Consider the following 15,851-nt stretch of genomic DNA (forward strand, 5'->3'; position numbering starts at 1 on the left):
GATATGGTCGGACGCGTGAGATTACGCATCGTCGCTGCCCTCGCGTCCCTGCTCGTCGTCCTCTCGCCGGCCGGCGTGGCCCGCGCGGCCGACGATCCGCTGCTCGACCAGCTGACCGCGATTCCCGGGCTGACCGTGGTCTCGCAGACGCAGGGCACGGGCTACCGGTTCTTCGTGCTGACCTACCGCCAGCCGGCCGACCACCGCCACCCGAAGCAGGGCAGCTACGAGCAGCGCCTCACGCTGCTGCACCGGTCGGCCGACAGCCCGGTCGTGCTGTCAACGAGTGGCTACGGCCTCGCGGCCAGCCCGCGGCCGTCGCAGACGGAGCCGACGGCGCTGCTGAACGCCAACCAGGTCTCGGTCGAGCACCGCTTCTTCACCCCGTCCCGGCCCGCGCCGGCCGACTGGTCCGACCTGAACATCTGGCAGGAGGCGAGCGACGAGCACCGTATCGTGACCGCCTTCAAGACCCTCTACGACACCAAGTGGATCCAGACCGGCGGCAGCAAGGGCGGCATGACGTCCGTCTACCACCGGCGGTTCTACCCGAACGACGTCGACGGCGTCGTCGCCTACGTGGCCCCCAACGACGTCATCAACCCGGCCGACACGGCCTACGACAAGTTCTTCGACAAGGTGGGTACGGCTTCGTGCCGCACCGCCCTGGACGATGTGCAGGCCGAGGCGCTGCGCCGCCGCGACCGGCTGGTGCCGCGGCTGCAGGCCGACGCGGCCGAGAACGGATGGACGTTCGCCCGGACGATCGGCACGGCCGACCGCTCGTTCGAGATGACCGTCCTCGACTCGGTGTGGGCGTTCTGGCAGTACAGCAGCGAGGCCGACTGCGCGACCGTGCCGGCGGCCGCCACGGCCACCGACGACCAGCTGTACGACTGGATCGACGCGGTCGCCGGCTGGAGCTTCTACACCGACCAGGCCCTGGAGTACTACTGGCCGTACTACTACCAGGCGGCCTCCCAGCTCGGCTGGCCCAGCCTGCGCTTCGAGCACCTGCGCGGCCTGCGCAACTACCCGGGCCTGTATACAGCGAACTCGTCCCTGCCGCCGGAGCTGCGCCGCCCGCACAACCCGCTGCCGATGATCGACGTCGACCTGTGGGTGCGCACCGCCGCGCAGCGGATGCTGTTCATCTACGGCGAGAACGACCCGTGGGGCGCCGAGCGGTTCACCCCGAGCCGCCGCGACTCGGCCCTCTACGTGGCCCCGGGCGCCAACCACGGCGCGAACATCGCCCGCCTGAAGCCGGAGGACGCCGCCGCGGCCACCGCCATGCTCCGCCGCTGGGCCGGCGTGCCCGCGGCCGCCACCACCGCGCAGCTGTCGGCGCCCCTGCCGCTGGACGACATGCTGCCGGACCGCCACCGCTACTAGGACGCCAGATCGGTGACCACACGCGTAGCCGTGTCATAGCTCCGGGCCGCCACGAAGAACCCAGCGGCCCGGGGCAGGTCTCCCAGCGCGGCCGGCACAGCTTCGTGCTGGCCGGCCGGCACCCGCAACGCCAGGCTCACGTGCGGCACCCACTCCTGCGGCGGCGGCCAGGCTTCGTCCAGCGCTTCCCAGACCCGCGCCTGAAGCTCCCGCAACTCCGCCGTGGGCCGCACCTCCCAGACCACGGCCCGCCCCAGGGACCGGACCGCCCCGAGCTCCGCCCTCAACGGCAGCTCCACACCCGAGAGCCCGGCCAACGAGGCCGCCGTGGCCACCGTCAGATGCGGCCGGTTGCTCGCGTGCCCGTGCGTGGCCAGGCTCGGCAGGCCGGCTTGCTTCAGGCGAAACCACATTTGGCGTACGAGGGACTCGAGCCCGGAATCAAGCAGCAGCTCAACGGTATGCACGCCTAAAGATGTACCCGCGCGGCGTTAATGGGGCGATCTTCCGGTGCGGCTCGACCTATAGTTGCCCGATGCCGCAGGGGAGGCCGACGCTGGCCGATGTCGCCCGGCGCGCGGGTGTGTCCAAAGCGGCCGTCTCTCGCGTGATCAACGATGCGCCCGGAGTGGCGCCGCAGACCCGTGAGCACGTTCGCCAGGTCATCGCGGCGCTGGGTTTCCGGCCCGATCCGGTGGCGCGGGCGCTCGCCTCGGGGCACGGCGAGGTGATCGAGCTGGTCGTCGTGGACGAGCCGTCGATCTTCGGGTCCAGCCCGTACTACGGCCGGGTCACCGCGGGGATCCTCCAGGAGCTGGCCGGCGGGAACGCGCAGCTGCGGGTGCATGTGGTGGACGAGGCCGGGGCCCGGGCCCTGCTGAGGCGGATCGCCGACACGGTGACGCTCGGCGTGCTGCTCATCAACGTGCCGCCGGAGATCGCCGGTGAGTTCTACGCCCGGTGTGACCGGGTGGTCGCGATGAGCCCGTCGGCGCCCGGCGTCCCGTACATCGGCCTGGAGAACGCCGAAGGCGCACGCGCCGCCGTCACCCACCTGCACGAGAGTGGCCGCCGCCGGATCGCGGCGTTGCACGGGCAGGACGGCAACGCGTGCGCGGAGGGGCGCCGGGAGGGCCACCGCCGGGCCGTGCTGGAGCTCGGGCTGCCCGACATCTCGGCGACCGGCAAGTTCCGCCGCGAGGACGGCTATCTGCTGACCCAGCGCCTGCTGGCCGAGGAGCCGGAGATCGACGCCTTCTTCGTCGGCTGCGACCTGATGGCCACCGGCGCCATGCAGGCCCTGGCCGACGCGGGCCGGCGCATCCCGCAGGACGTCGCCGTCGTCGGCTTCGACGACAGCGTCATAGCGGAATGCGCCACCCCACCGATGTCCTCGGTCCACCAGCCGGTCGAGGCCATGGCCGCGGCCGCGACCAGGGCGATGGTCGGCCGCCAGCTGGCCCCGCACTGGCGCTGCGTCTTCCCCGCCGACCTACGGGTCCGCCAGAGCTCCCACCCCAGCACCACCTGAGACGACACCCTCTTCCATCGCCCCGACAAACGCGAGCGCCGCGAACGCGCGAACGTGCGCGAAGGCGCGAACGTGCGCGAAGGCGCGAACGTGCGCGAAGGCGCGAACGTGCGCGAAGGCGCGAACGTGCGCGAAGGCGCGAACGTGCGCGAAGGCGCGAACGCAGGCGAAGGCGCGGACGCTCAGGAAGCTGGCCGACGGCCCTCAGCCGGGCGGGAACGATCGAAACGCATGCGCGAACGTGCAGGAAACGTGCGCGAACGTGCGGGGAGCATGCGTGAACGCGCGGGCAGCGTCAGGAACGCCAAGCCGGCGGTGAGGACGGCCAGGCCGGCCCAGGAGAGGGCGGGCAGGCGCTCGCCGAGGAGGACGACGCCCAGCAGGGCTGCGACGGCGGCTTCGGCCAGGGACAGCACCGTGGCGGTGGTCGCCGTGGTGTGCCGGAGGCCGTAGCCGAAGAGGCGGTAGGCCGCGTATGTCGGCACCAGGGCGAGGTAGACGGCGACCGCGGCGCCGCGGGCCGAGAGCAGCCAGCTGGGGCCACCGGCGAACACCACCGGAAGGACGAGCAGGCCGGCGGTACCGAACATCGTTCCCATCACGGCTCCCGACGGGTGGCCGCGGGCGATGAGGTTGCCGCCGACCATCGTGTACGCGGCGTACGACAGGCCGGCGACCAGGGCCAGCGCCACGCCCAGGACGTCCATGCCGGCGCCGCCGCCGGTCAGCTCGGGCCCGAGGACGAGGACGGCGCATCCGGCGATCGCCGCGACGGTGCCGACGGTCCAGCGCCGGGCCGGGCGTGCACCTTGGAGGAGCCAAGCGAGCAGACCGGCGAACACGGGCGCGCTGCCGAGCGTGATGACGGTCGCGACGGCCACCCCTGAGCGCGCCACCGCCGGATAGAAACTGAGCGGGTAACCGGCCACCGTGACCGCGCCGAGCAGCAGGAGCGGCCACTCCCGCCGCGGAAGCGCCCGGCCGCGGGGCCCGCCGGTCCGCAAGATCGGGCGCAAGTCGGTCAGGAAGAGGAGCGATCCGCCCAGGACCAGGCCGGCGGCGCCGATGGCGGCGGCGGGGGCGGCGGACGGGGCGAACGAGGCCGCGGTGCCGGTGGTTCCCCAGAGGGTGGCGGCGGCGAGGACCGGTACGGGGCCGGCCAGCGGGTTGACGTGGTGGTCAAGGACGGCGGGACGTGTCGTGACAGACAAGAGAGTGAACTTCCGTGTCGAATTCCGGGCAAGGGCGGGAATCGTCACGGGCGCACGGAACAAGAACCCGGGCCGATGTGGGCATCGGCGGGGCCGCGGAACAGATCGTCAGCGGGTGCGCCCGGTTACGGGCGGACCGGCGGGGAGACGACGTGCCAGTACTTGTTCACGCAGCGATGCTACCTCGCCACGCTCAGAGAGCCGCCAGTACGTGGTCGCGGGCTCCCACGATGTGGTCGACGATCACCCGGGCGAGGGCCATGGCGTCGCCCTCGCGCAGGGCGGCGACCATATGCCGGTGCTCCTCGTCGATGCGGTCGAGGTCGCGGCCCGAGCGGACCCACTGCCGGCTGTACGGCTCGACGAGATGCAGCAGCTGATCGATGAACCGGACGGTCAGCCGTCGCTCGGACAGCTCATAGATGCGCGAATGGAACTGATAGTTCAGCGCCGCGCGCGCCGCCGCGTCGGCTCCCTTGTCGTGAATCTGCTCGGCCAGGTCGCGCAGCGCGTCGACGTCGCGCGGGCGGCAGCCCCGTACGATCTCGTCGGCCAGGCTGGGCTCGAGCTGAAGGCGCAGGTCGAACAGCTCGTCCACCTCGTCGCGGCCGAGCTCGGCGACGACCATGCCCCGGTTCGGCTTGTTGACCACGAGTCCCTCGGCGGCCAGCATGTGCAGCGCCTCACGTAGCGGAATGCGGCTCACCGCGAGGTCGGAGGCGATCTTCTCCTGGACGAGGCGCGCGCCGGGAAGGAACTCGCCACGGCGCAGGGCGGAGCGCAGCCGCTCGGCGATCACATCGGCACTCACGGCGGAATCATATCGTGTACGCCGCATACATTTACTACAGACGCTGCGACTGTATACATTCGCAGCGTGAATGTTGACGTCGCCATCATCGGAGGCGGGCTGCTCGGCCTCGCCACGGCTCGAGCGCTGCTGCGGGAGCGGCCGGATCTGAGCGTCACGGTCCTGGAGGCCGAGGACCGCTGGGGCGCCCACCAGTCCGGGCACAACAGCAACGTCATTCACTCGGGGCTCTACTACAAGCCCGGTGGGCTCAAGGCCCGGCTCGCCCGCGCCGGCGGCGAGGCGATGATCAGTTACTGCGAGGCGAACGGCGTCCCGGTCAAGCGCACCGGCAAAATCGTCGTGGCCACCACCGAGCGCCAGCTCCCGCAGCTGGAGATGCTCGCCGCGCGGGGCCGGGCCAACGGCGTGACCGTCGAGCGGCTCGACCGGCGCGCGATCAACGAGCGCGAGCCGAACATCGCCGGCGTCGGCGCGCTCTGGGTCGCCGAGACCGCCATGACCGACTTCGGGGCCGTCGCCCGCACGCTCGCCACGGAGCTGACCGGTCTCGGCGCCGGCCTCCGGCTCCGTACACCCGCGAACGCCTTTGAGACTCGCGGCGACCGCACGGTGATCAATGGCGAGGTGAGCGCCCGCGTCGTCGTCAACTGCGCCGGGCTGCACAGCGACAAGATCGCCGAGGCTCTGGGCGAAAAGCCGCCGGTGCGCATCATGCCGTTCCGCGGCGAGTACGCCGAGCTGCGGCCCGGCCTGCGCAACCTCGTCACGAACCCGGTCTACCCGGTGCCCGACCCGGAGCTGCCGTTCCTCGGCGTGCACGTGACCCCGATGCTCGACGGCACCGTCCATATCGGACCGAATGCGGTTCCGGCCCTCTCCCGGCACGGATACCGTTGGCGCGACGTCGATCCGAAGATGCTCCGCGAGCTGCTCGCCGACCCCGCGCTTCGCGGCCTGACCAAACGCTTCTGGCGGTACGGGGTCACCGAGATCAGCCGATCGCTCGTGTGGCCGCTTTTCGTGCGCGAGGTGCGCAAGATGGCGCCGAGCGTCCGCGGCCGCGACATGCGCCGGCACGGCAGCGGCGTGCGCGCTCAGGCCGTGACCCGCGACGGCGCCCTGGTCGACGACTTCGTCATCCAGCGCACCGAGCGCGCCGTGCACGTCCTCAACGCGCCCTCCCCCGCCGCCACCTCGAGCCTGCTCATCGGCAGCCGCATCGCCGGCGACGTCTTCGAGCAGCTCGGCGACGACGACGCTTCCCGCGCCGTCCTCAAGGACGTCCCGTGACCGACCCCCGCGCCGTCCCGTGACCGACCCACGCCCCGTGACCGAGCCCCGCGCCGTCCTCACCCACGCCCCGTGACCGAGCCCCGCGCCGTCCTCACCCACGCTCTGTGACCGAGCCGCGCGCGCGGACGAGCGGCAGGTAGACCTCGTCGACGATCTCGCGCAGCACCTCGTCCGGGGCGGTCGGCGCGCCGCGGGTGACGAACTCGTTGCGGAGCAGGTCGATCGCCACCGTGGCGACCCGCGGGTGCAGGGCCTCGGGGTGGGCCTCACCGCGGGCCACCGCACGGCCGAGGATGAGCAGCCAGGTGGCGGCCGTCGTGTCGGCTGAGCGGTCGGACAGCTGGGCCAACAGCTCCTGAGCGGAGCCGGCGGCGGCCATCAGCTCGCGCAGGATCGCGCCCAGCGGTGAGCTCCAGTGCCGGTTGGCCAGGCGCAGCGTCTCGAGAGCGTCCTCGCGCAGCGCGCCGGTATCTGGTGGCTGGAACGACTTCGCCAGCAGGCGGTAGGCCGCGATGCCGAGCGCCAGCCGGTCGGGCCAGCGCCGGTAGAGGGCGTTCTTGTTGGTGCCGGCCCGGCGGGCCACCCGGTCCATCGTCAGCCCGGCGTAGCCCGACTCGGCGAGCTCGTCGGCCGCCGCGCGCAGCAGGGCGTCCTCCAACTCGGCGCCCCGGCGCCGGGTGGCACGTTTCGTCATGACACCAGCATCGGGTTGCTACCGCGCCGTCGTCAAAATAGGGTACGGCTAGTACCTAATGAGGAGGCACCCATGCGGGGTAAAGGCATCACGTACGACACCGGGTTCGTGCTGCGCGGGCGCAACTCGCGGCCGGTCTTCGACCTGAAGCAGGTGGAGCGGGAACTGAGCGTCATCAGGCGGGATCTGCACTGCACGGCCGTGCGGATCAGCGGCGGCGACCCGGAGCGGATCGAGGCGGCGGCGGCGATCGCCCTGCGCGAAGGGCTCGAGGTGTGGTTCTCGCCGTACCCTCTCGAGCTGACCGAGACCGAGATGCTGGCGCTGTTCGCCGACTGCGCGCGGCGCGCGGCCAAGCTGGCCGGAGACGTCGTCTTCGTCGCCGGGGCCGAGCTCAGCCTGATGAGCCCGGGGTTCCTGCCGGGCGGCGACACCCGGGAGCGCGTCGCGGCACTGCGCCGGCCGGAGGGCGTACGGGAAACGATCCTGACTTTGACCGCTCGTATCAACGACTTTCTGGGGCGGGCCGTGGCGGCCGTGCGCGAGCATTTCGACGGCCCGATCACCTATGCGTCGGTGCCGCTGGAACGGGTCGACTGGACGCCGTTCGACTTCGTGTCGGTGGATCTGTATCGCTCCGCGCAGGTGGCGGACCAATTCGCCGAGGGTGTACGAACCCTGGTCGCGCAAGGAAAACCGGTGGCGATAACCGAGTTCGGCTCCGCGACGTTCCGGGGCGCGGGCGACCTCGGGGCGGAGGGACTGGACATTGTGGAGTACGACCCGGACGGCGGGCCGACACGGTTGACCGGCGACCACGAGCGCGACGAGGACGGGCAGGCCCGATACTTGCGGGAGACCCTGGAGGTCTTCGACACCGAAGGCGTGGACACGGCATTCGTCTTCATCTTCGCGCTCGGCGACCACGTGCACCGCCCGGACGGCGACCCTCGCGACGACCTCGATCTGGCCAGCTACGGCATCGTGAAGGCGTACGAGGACCGCACCGGCGAGACGTACCCGGACATGCCGTGGGAGCCGAAGGCCGCCTTCCACACGGTGGCCGCCCTCTACCGCTGATCGCGCGGGCGCAGGGCCGGGGCGCTCGCCGCCACGAAGACGGCCAGCAGCACCGGGATCCCCAGCGCAACCGGCAGGGTGACCACGGTGGCGGCGGCGCCGATCAGGACCGGCCCGAGCAGGAAACCGAGATAGCCGATGCTGACCACAGTCGACAGTGCGCGGCCCGCCCGCTCCGGATCCTGGTCACCGGCCGCGGTGAAGAGCTGCGGGGCGATGCAGGACAGTCCCGCTCCGAGCAACCCGAAACCCACGACGCCCGCGATCGGCTGGTTCACGAGCAGCGCGGCGCCGAGGCCCACGGCGGCCAGCAGGCCACTGAGCCGGACGAGAAGGACCGGGCCCAGCGTACGGGTCAGCCGGTCCCCGAAGATCCGGCCGACGGTCATCATGACCGCGAACGCCGCATAGCCGTACGCCGCGAAGCCCGCACTGGTTTCGAGGTTGTCCCGCAGGTAGACAGCGCTCCAGTCGGCCGCCGCCCCCTCGCCGACAAGCGTGCACAGAACGAGAACGCCGAGGAACATGAGCATCAGCCGCCGCCCACCGCCCGCCGTCGAAGATGCGCGCCTGGCAGCCGAGGAGGCGGAACCACCGGGCGGAACGGAGGAAGCCGGGGCGGCGGAATCGCCCGTCGGAACGGAGGCAGCTGAGGAAGCAGAAGCGCCCGGCGGAACGGAGCCAGCCGAGGAAGCGGAAACGCCCGGCGGAACGGAGGCAGCCGGGGAAGCGGCGGCGGACGACTGAACGGAGGCTGGCGAGGAGGCGGCCGCCTGAGTGGCTGGCCGCGCCGGCAGGAGCCAGGACGCCGAGCAGATGGCCAAGGCCACGACGGCGGCGCCCGCGGAGAGCAGCGTGACGCCCACGCCGGCGCCGGAGCGGGCGAACAGGCTGCCGATCATGGCGCCGAGGAAGCCGCCGATGCTGTAGACGGCGTGGAACGACGACATGATGGGCCGGCCGGCCGCGCGCTGGACCTCGATCGCGTTGGCGTTCATGGCGATGTTGAGCGTGCCGTGCGTGGCGCCGAACAGGAACAGGGCCACACACAACGCCACCAGGCCGCCCGCGAACCCGGGCGGCACCAGCAGAACACCCTCCAGGACCATCGCCGGCACGAGCACCCGCGCGCTGCCGAACCGGTCGCTCAACCGGCCGATCAGCACCATCCCGGCGATGCACCCGGCGGCAAACGCCAGCAGCGCGATGCTGAGGCGCCCGTCGGTGAGGCCGAGGTTGGCCTTGATCGCGGGAATGCGCGCCGTCCACACACCGAGGGCCGTCCCGAAGCCGAGGAAGGCGAGCGACGCCGCCACCCGGCCCCGCCGCACACTCCGATCGACCAGTGTCAGTTCCATAGCGACCACTCAAGGTCACATCGCGCCTTTAATCAAGCCCTGACGCCGGCGTGCGCTCGGCGGATCATCGAGCGAGCAGGACCACGGCGACCTCCTTCGTGGTGGGGCCGGTGTGGGCGGTGTCGAGGCCGTCGCGCAGGGAGGCGTCCGGGTCCTTGAGGCCGTTGCCGCTGAGCGTGACGACGATGCGGGCGCCCGGCGGGACCGCGCCGGCCCGGTGCTGCTTCAGCAGACCGGCGACGCCGGCCGCGGAGGCGGGCTCGGCGAAGACGCCGTCGTGGCGGGCGATCAGGCCGTACGCCTCGAAGATCTCCTCATCGGTGACGGCACCGATCAGCCCGCCCGATTCGTCCCGCGCGGCCAGAGCGGGGGCCCAGGTGGCCGGGCGGCCGACGCGGATGGCGCTCGCCTCCGTCTGCGGCCGGGCCACAGCTTCGCCGCTGACGAAAGGAGCCGCGCCGGCCGCTTGGAACCCCCAGATCCGAGGAAGCGCCTGGGGCAAGGGGGCGGCGGACGCAGCCTCGGCACCGGCGGACGCAGCTTCAGCAATGGCGGACGCAGCCTCGGCACCGGCGGACGCGGCCGTGGGAGCAGGGGACGAGGCGGGGGCAGGGCTGAAAGTAGGCGCGGCTGCGGAAAGGTCGCGCGCGGACGAAGCGGCGTACGTGCGGTACCCCTGCCAGGTCGCGGTGATGTTGCCGCCGTTGCCGACCGGGAGGCAGTGAATGTCGGGGGCGGCGCCCAAGGTGTCGACGATCTCGTAGGCGACAGTGCGCTGGCCGGACAGGCGAAGCTCGTTGCCGACCGAGTTGACCAGGGCCACCGGGTGGTTAGCGGCCAGGTCGCGAGCGATACGCAAGCAGTCGTCGAAGGTTCCCGTGACCTCGACGACGCGCGCTCCGTAACGGACGGCTTGGCCCAGCTTGCCCTTGGCTACGCCCGATTCGGGGATCAGGACGGCGGCGGCGATGCCGGCGCGGGCGGCGTAGGCGGCGGCCGAGGCGCTCGTGTTCCCGGTCGAGGCGCAGATGACCAGCTCGGCGCCGTCGGCCGCGGCCTGGGTGATGGCAACGGTCATGCCGCGGTCCTTGAAGGAGCCGGTCGGGTTCGCACCTTCCACTTTCAGCCAGACGTTACCGCCGGTCACCTGCGAGAGATACGCCGAGTGCAGCAACGGCGTGTTGCCCTCATGGAGAGTGACGGCCGCCGTCTCGGCCGCAAGCGGCAGGAACCGCCGGTAGGAGCTGTTGATCAGGCCACGCCAAGGGGTCATGCCGAGCAATCTAACATTTGTTTCATCCGTAGCAAGGCGTGTAACGTTTGTCATCGTGATCGACAGGCTGAGGGAGATCTATCCGGAGCTGACGCACGGCGAGCAGGCGATCGCGCGGGTGCTTCTCGACGACTACCCCTACGCGGCCCTGGGTTCGCTGCGCGCGCTGGCCGATCGGGCCGGCGTCAGCCCGCCGACCGCGTCGCGCTTGGTGGCGCGGCTCGGGTTCGACGGCTTCGCCGATTTCCAGGCGGCCGTACGGGCGCAGGACCGCTCACGACTACGTTCGTTCGTGAGCGAACCGTCAAATTTGGACGGCGCGGCGAACAGTCTCCGCGCGGGCCTCGACGGGTCGCTGGCCGCGGTGCCCGACGAAGTACTGACCGAGATAGCCCAGCAGTTGATCACGGCCGGCCGGGTATGGGCCCTGGGCGGGCGGCTCAGCGAGCTCGCCGCCGAATACCTGGTCCGGCAGCTCGCGAGCCTGCGGCCAGGGGTGAGTCACGTTCCCGGCCCGGCGTCCGCTCGGGCGCGGGTGCTGCTCGATCTGCAGGCGGGGGATGTCGTCGTCGCGTACGACTTCCGGCGCTACTCCCCCGATACCGCGCGTTTCGTCACCGCCGCCAGAGGCCGCGGGGCGCGGCTGATTCTGATCACCGACGAGGGCGGCACCGCGCAGGCCGACGTGGTGGTCCGGCTGCCGCGCGAGGCGGCCGGCCCGATCGACCCGATCACCCACGAGGTCGCCGTGACCGAACTGATCCTGGTCGCGGTCGCCGCCCGCCTCAGCCCAGCCACACGCTTGGCCGAACTGGAAGACCTCACCCGCACGCTCAACGGCTGAGAGCGCCCGGCGCGCGGCCGCGGAGTCCGCAAAAGCGCGGGCGCGAAAGCGCGGGCGCGAAAGCGCGGGCGCGCCGGCGAGCGGGCGGGCGCGAGCGGGAGGGAACCGTCAGGGGACGGGCGTGGGCTTGTCGGCGACCACCTCGTAGACCAGGTCGGTGCTGATGGGGCCGATCTGGGCCAGGTCGTCGGTGATCTCCTCGAGGTCGCGCAGGCCGGTGGCGACGATCTCCATCATGTAGCAGGACTCGCCGGTCACCCGCAGGCAGCGCACGATCTGCGGGTGGCGCTCGAGGACCGTCGCCACCTCGGCGTCGAAGAGCGGGCCGTTCACTTTCATGCGCACCACGGCGCGCAGCGCGTAGCCGACCGCCTCGGGGTCGACGTGGGCCGCGTACGCGGTGATGATCCTCTGCTCCTCCAAGGCGCGCAGGCGGGCGCGGGTCGCCGAGACGCTGAGCCGGATCTCGACGGCCAGGTCACTCAGGGTCGCGCGGCCGTCGCGCTGCACGGCCTCGAGCAGCGCATGGTCTGTTTCGTCCAGCTCTTTCAGAGCGCCGCCGTTCGTCACCCGGCGATGATGCCGCAGAACCGGCGGCGCGTCGGTAAATGTTCGGCAAATGTGCGGCGCGGGTGGGGCGGATCACGGCGCCTGAACCCCGGCGGGCCGGACGCGTCATCGCAGATATGAAGATCGGAATCGGACTACCCAATCACGTCCGCGACGTCGACGCCTCGACCATTCCGGCGTACGCGGCCCGGGCCGAGCAAGCCGGATTCGCGACGCTCGGCACGATCGGGCGGATCGCCTATCCGGGCGTGATGGACACCGTGGCGCTGGCCGCCGCCGCGGGCGCGACCAGCACGATCGGCCTGCTCAGCAACGTGCTGCTGGCCACCGTGTGGCCGCCGGTGCTGCTGGCCAAGGAGGTCGCCTCGATCGACGGTGTCTCCGGCGGCCGGCTCGCCCTCGGCGTCGGCATCGGACAGCGACCGGACGACTTCGTCGCCGACGGGCTCGGCCCGCGCGGGCTCGGCCGCCGCATCGACGCCGACCTGGAGATCTACCGGTCGGTGTGGGACGGCGAGCCGGTCGGCGGCGGCGACAACGGCGCCGTGCCGCTGACCGCGCGGCGGGTGCCGATGATCTTCGGTGGGCGCAGTCCCGCCTCGTACGACCGAATGGCCAAGTGGGGTGACGGCTACATCGCGCCGGCCGTGCCGCCCGCCTATCTGGCCGAGAACTTCGACACCGCCCGCCGAACCTGGAAGGACGCCGGCCGCGACGGCTCCCCGCGGCTGATCGCCATCAACTACTTCGCCTTCGACGACCTCGACAAGGGCCGGGCCGGCGTGGCCGACTACTACGGCACCGCACCGGCCGAATACCGCGACATCGTCGTCGGCAGCATCGCCGCCGGCGCCGGGGCGGCCCGAGCCGCGGTTCAGGCGTTCGCCGACCTCGGCGTCGACGAGCTCGTCTTCCAGCCGTCCACCGCCGACCCGAACGGCATCGAGAAGCTGGCCGCCGCCGTCCTCTGACACGCGGCCGCGTGCGATTGCGCGAATGAGAGAAGCTCCCCGCGGCCGTCCTCTGACAACGCAGATGCGCGAGATTGCGCGAATGAACAGCATCGGCCGGCCGTTCGCACCAATTCCGTCAAGCATCTAGCCGCGGCCGTCCTCCAGCGGCTCCATGGGGTGGCGTTCCTCCTCGCGGAACGCCACCCACTCCATGGCCCGCAGGTACTGGGGCCGGGTGATCGCGCCGGAAGCCAACTGGGCCGCGAGAGCGCCTTCGAGACTTTCGGGCGAAAGCGACGGCGACGGCGACGGCGACGGCACGGTCGAGGGCGCGGAGCCCGGCGCAGCCGGGGGCGAAGGCGAGCGCAAACGCCGAAGCAAAGACGAAAGAGCCGGCGGCCAAGGCGCTGGGGACGACGGCTCCGAGGAGGGCTCCGGCGAGAACTCCGATGAGGGTGCCTGTGCAGACGGCGGGGGCACCCGGAACCAGGACACCATCACGCCGATCATCAAGGCCAGCAGGATGACCAGCACCGCGACCACCATTTTCATGCACCTCCGCCAACCAGCCTCGTCGTGGAGCGGGGCGGGCGACAGGGTCCTAAGTCCCACCCTCCCGGAGCAGATCGCCTCTGCCGCGCCGAACGGCGGCGGCCGACGATCGAAGGCACGGAAGGGAGAACGGCTATGAGGAATCCGGCAGTGGTCGTCGGCACGGACGGCACCGCCTGCGGCACGGCGGCGGTCGAGTGGGCGGCGGGCGAGGCCCGGCGGCGGGGTGCGGTGCTGCGGATCGTGCTCGCCTACGACTGGGATCTGCACGACTCGCGCTTCGCGATCGGCAGCGAGTACGCCGATGTGGCGCGCAACCTCGCCGAGACGACGGTGGCGGCCGCGCACAGCCGGGCCCGGGCCCTCGAGCCGGGCATCAAAATCGAGACAGACGTTCTTCCGGGGTACGCCGTACCAAGGCTCCTGGAAGCTTCCACAGGAGCCGCGCTGCTGGTCGTCGGCAGCCGCGGGCACGGCGGCTTCGCCGGGATGCTGCTCGGCTCGGTCGGGCGCAAGATGGCCCTGCAGGCGCCGTGCCCGGTGGTCGTGGTGCGGGGCCGCAACGCCCCCGCCGGCCCGGTCGTGGCCGGCCTCGACGACTCCGACGCGATGCTGGCCACGGCGTTCGAGGCGGCCGCCGCCCGCGAGACAGGGCTGACCGTGGTCCGCGCCGTGCGGCCCGCCGTCCCGCTGTGGCTGGGAGTGCCGGCCGCCGCCGTACCCCTGCCCGAGGACGACGACACCGAGCGCAAGCAGCTCGCCGCGCAGCTGGCCCCCTGGATCGAGAAGTACCCGCGCGTGCCCGTGACGACGGTGCTGTCCCACGACAGCGCGGCCGCCGCCCTGGTCACCGCCTCGGCCAGGGCGCAGCTGGTCGTCGTCGGCAGCCACGGCCACAACAACGTCAGCGGCGCCCTGCTCGGCTCCACCGGCCTGCAGCTGCTGCACCACGCCCACTGCCCGGTCCTGATCGACCGCCCGGCGTAGCCCCACGCCCGCGCGAGCCTCAGGCCAAGGCCGCAGGCCGCCAGGCCCGCCGCCCACATGGCCCTCAGGCCAAGGCCGCAGACCGGCCGGCCAGGGCGCCGCGCAGACCCGTCCGGCCGGGGCGCTGCTCGCGCGGGGCCCTGGCCGGAGGCGCGGTCGTCAGGCCTTGAGCTGCTTCAGCAGTGCCTCGGCGGCGGCCTCGGAGGACTGCGGGTTCTGGCCGGTGACCAGGTTGCGGTCGACCTCCACGTGGGAGGACCACGGGGCGGCGGCCTCCACCTTGATGCCGGCCTCGTTGAGGCGGTCCTCCAGGAGCCAGAGTGCCTTGGCGGCGTGGCCGGCCTGGGTCTCCTCGGTGTTGGTGAAGGCGGTCACCCGGTAGCCCGCGAACGCGTTGCGGCCGTCGCCGTCCACGGCGGCCAGCAGCGCCGCCGGGCCGTGGCAGACCACGCCGAGCGGGGTTCCGGCGCGCAGCGCCCCGGCCAGCAGCTCGCCGGAGCGGGCGTCGACGGCCAGGTCCTCCATCGGGCCGTGGCCGCCGGGGACGTAGACTGCGGCGTAGTCGTCCAGGTTCACGTCGGCCAGCGCGATCGGACTTTTGAACTCGGGCGCGGCGTCGAGCACCTCACGGAACTTGGCGGCCTCGCCGGCCAGGCTGCCCTCGTCGACCGGGGGCACGACGCCGCCGGGGGTCGCGACGACGATCTCGTGGCCCGCCTGCTTGAACCGCTCGTACGGGACCGCGGCCTCCTCGGCCCAGAAGCCGGTCGGGTGCTTCGAGCCGTCCTTGAGCGTCCACGCGTCGGCGCCGGTCATGATGAACAAGATCTTCGACATGCCTCAACGCTAAGCCGCGCACCCATCGGACGGCCAATAGTCGAAAGCATGCGTGCCATCGGCTTCCTGATGGATCAAAGGCCGGGAGACGAAGGCATCGCGATGTCGTCGACCTTGACGTTGACCCCGGTCACGGTCAGGCCGAATCCGGAGACGGCCGAGGACACCGCCGCCTGCACCGCCGTGATGACGTCGGCCACGACGGCGCCGGCCGCGATCACCAGCACGACGGTGACCTCGACGCTCGCGCCCTTCACCGACGCGTGCACGCCGCGGGTGGCGTCGCCGACCTCGTCCAGGCCGATCCGGTCGAGCACCCGGTCGAAGAAGCGGGCCACGTCGCCGCCCAGCTCGGCCACGCCGGGCACCTCGCGGGCCGCGGCCGCCGCGATCTTCTCCACCACCTCGCGGGAGACGCTGTTGACACCCGCCACGCCGTCGCTCATGACACTCCTCACG

The 15,851-nt window shown here is 71.9% G+C and carries 17 protein-coding genes; 7 read left to right on the forward strand and 10 right to left on the reverse strand.

What is annotated here, in order from left to right:
* The first annotated feature begins 15 nt into the window (after positions 1-15).
* Positions 16-1,395 (forward strand): S28 family serine protease, encoded by a 1,380-nt coding sequence (locus CRP55_RS41195; RefSeq protein WP_097327506.1) that lies wholly within the window; start codon positions 16-18, stop codon positions 1,393-1,395.
* Here the strand turns inward: CRP55_RS41195 and CRP55_RS41200 are convergent.
* Positions 1,392-1,862, reverse strand: coding sequence for a 2'-5' RNA ligase family protein (locus tag CRP55_RS41200; protein WP_097327442.1), 471 nt, complete (start codon positions 1,860-1,862; stop codon positions 1,392-1,394). The two genes, CRP55_RS41195 and CRP55_RS41200, sit on opposite strands and share 4 nt — an antisense overlap.
* A 68-nt stretch (positions 1,863-1,930) precedes the next feature.
* Between CRP55_RS41200 and CRP55_RS41205 the strand changes: the two genes are divergently transcribed.
* On the forward strand, positions 1,931-2,926 hold the full coding sequence (locus CRP55_RS41205) for a LacI family DNA-binding transcriptional regulator (protein ID WP_097327443.1): 996 nt from the start codon (positions 1,931-1,933) through the stop codon (positions 2,924-2,926).
* 182 nt (positions 2,927-3,108) lie between these two features.
* On the opposite strand, the gene CRP55_RS41210 is transcribed toward CRP55_RS41205, so the two are convergent.
* Positions 3,109-4,137 carry a DMT family transporter gene (locus CRP55_RS41210; RefSeq protein ID WP_097327444.1) on the reverse strand — a complete coding sequence of 343 codons (1,029 nt, stop codon included), beginning with the start codon at positions 4,135-4,137 and terminating at the stop codon, positions 3,109-3,111.
* 193 nt (positions 4,138-4,330) lie between these two features.
* On the reverse strand, positions 4,331-4,948 hold the full coding sequence (locus CRP55_RS41215; protein WP_218854845.1) for a GntR family transcriptional regulator: 618 nt from the start codon (positions 4,946-4,948) through the stop codon (positions 4,331-4,333).
* Between the two features lie 66 nt (positions 4,949-5,014).
* On the opposite strand from CRP55_RS41215, the gene lhgD reads away from it, so the two are divergent.
* A complete protein-coding gene (gene lhgD / locus CRP55_RS41220) occupies positions 5,015-6,241 on the forward strand; it encodes an L-2-hydroxyglutarate dehydrogenase (protein ID WP_097327446.1) in 1,227 nt (408 codons plus the stop codon).
* Between the two features lie 94 nt (positions 6,242-6,335).
* Here lhgD and CRP55_RS41225 read toward each other — a convergent pair whose 3' ends face one another.
* Positions 6,336-6,938, reverse strand: coding sequence for a TetR/AcrR family transcriptional regulator (locus CRP55_RS41225; protein ID WP_097327447.1), 603 nt, complete (start codon positions 6,936-6,938; stop codon positions 6,336-6,338).
* A 72-nt stretch (positions 6,939-7,010) separates the two neighbouring features.
* Between CRP55_RS41225 and CRP55_RS41230 the strand changes: the two genes are divergently transcribed.
* Positions 7,011-8,018: a glycoside hydrolase family 113 protein gene (locus tag CRP55_RS41230; protein ID WP_097327448.1), complete on the forward strand. Its 1,008-nt coding sequence runs from the start codon at positions 7,011-7,013 to the stop codon at positions 8,016-8,018.
* Here CRP55_RS41230 and CRP55_RS41235 read toward each other — a convergent pair.
* Positions 8,009-9,376 (reverse strand): MFS transporter, encoded by a 1,368-nt coding sequence (locus CRP55_RS41235; protein ID WP_097327449.1) that lies wholly within the window; start codon positions 9,374-9,376, stop codon positions 8,009-8,011. The genes CRP55_RS41230 and CRP55_RS41235 overlap by 10 nt on opposite strands.
* A gap of 64 nt (positions 9,377-9,440) precedes the next feature.
* The gene (thrC, locus tag CRP55_RS41240; RefSeq protein WP_097327450.1) at positions 9,441-10,649 is read right to left on the reverse strand and encodes a threonine synthase; all 1,209 of its coding nucleotides are present in this window, start codon (positions 10,647-10,649) and stop codon (positions 9,441-9,443) included.
* A 55-nt stretch (positions 10,650-10,704) separates the two neighbouring features.
* Here thrC and CRP55_RS41245 point away from each other — a divergent pair, with 55 nt between their 5' ends.
* A complete protein-coding gene (locus CRP55_RS41245; RefSeq protein WP_179855557.1) occupies positions 10,705-11,493 on the forward strand; it encodes a MurR/RpiR family transcriptional regulator in 789 nt (262 codons plus the stop codon).
* Between the two features lie 108 nt (positions 11,494-11,601).
* Here CRP55_RS41245 and CRP55_RS41250 read toward each other — a convergent pair whose 3' ends face one another.
* Entirely contained in the window at positions 11,602-12,063 is a 462-nt protein-coding gene (locus CRP55_RS41250) for an Lrp/AsnC family transcriptional regulator (protein WP_097327452.1), read from the reverse strand.
* A 116-nt stretch (positions 12,064-12,179) separates the two neighbouring features.
* Here CRP55_RS41250 and CRP55_RS41255 point away from each other — a divergent pair, with 116 nt between their 5' ends.
* On the forward strand, positions 12,180-13,034 hold the full coding sequence (locus CRP55_RS41255; protein ID WP_097327453.1) for an LLM class flavin-dependent oxidoreductase: 855 nt from the start codon (positions 12,180-12,182) through the stop codon (positions 13,032-13,034).
* Positions 13,035-13,160: 126 nt separating this feature from the next.
* Here CRP55_RS41255 and CRP55_RS41260 read toward each other — a convergent pair whose 3' ends face one another.
* Entirely contained in the window at positions 13,161-13,568 is a 408-nt protein-coding gene (locus CRP55_RS41260; RefSeq protein WP_179855558.1) for a hypothetical protein, read from the reverse strand.
* Positions 13,569-13,703: 135 nt separating this feature from the next.
* Here CRP55_RS41260 and CRP55_RS41265 point away from each other — a divergent pair, with 135 nt between their 5' ends.
* Positions 13,704-14,555: a universal stress protein gene (locus tag CRP55_RS41265; protein WP_097327455.1), complete on the forward strand. Its 852-nt coding sequence runs from the start codon at positions 13,704-13,706 to the stop codon at positions 14,553-14,555.
* 159 nt (positions 14,556-14,714) lie between these two features.
* On the opposite strand, the gene CRP55_RS41270 is transcribed toward CRP55_RS41265, so the two are convergent.
* Together CRP55_RS41270 and CRP55_RS41275 are read right to left on the reverse strand one after the other, a co-directional pair.
* Positions 14,715-15,392, reverse strand: coding sequence for a type 1 glutamine amidotransferase domain-containing protein (locus tag CRP55_RS41270; protein WP_097327456.1), 678 nt, complete (start codon positions 15,390-15,392; stop codon positions 14,715-14,717).
* Between the two features lie 74 nt (positions 15,393-15,466).
* Positions 15,467-15,838 carry an Asp23/Gls24 family envelope stress response protein gene (locus CRP55_RS41275; RefSeq protein WP_097327457.1) on the reverse strand — a complete coding sequence of 124 codons (372 nt, stop codon included), beginning with the start codon at positions 15,836-15,838 and terminating at the stop codon, positions 15,467-15,469.
* Between the last annotated feature and the right edge of the window lie 13 nt (positions 15,839-15,851).

The sequence above is a fragment of the Paractinoplanes atraurantiacus genome (genome assembly GCF_900215205.1).
Taxonomy (GTDB): Bacteria; Actinomycetota; Actinomycetes; order Mycobacteriales; family Micromonosporaceae; genus Actinoplanes; species Actinoplanes atraurantiacus.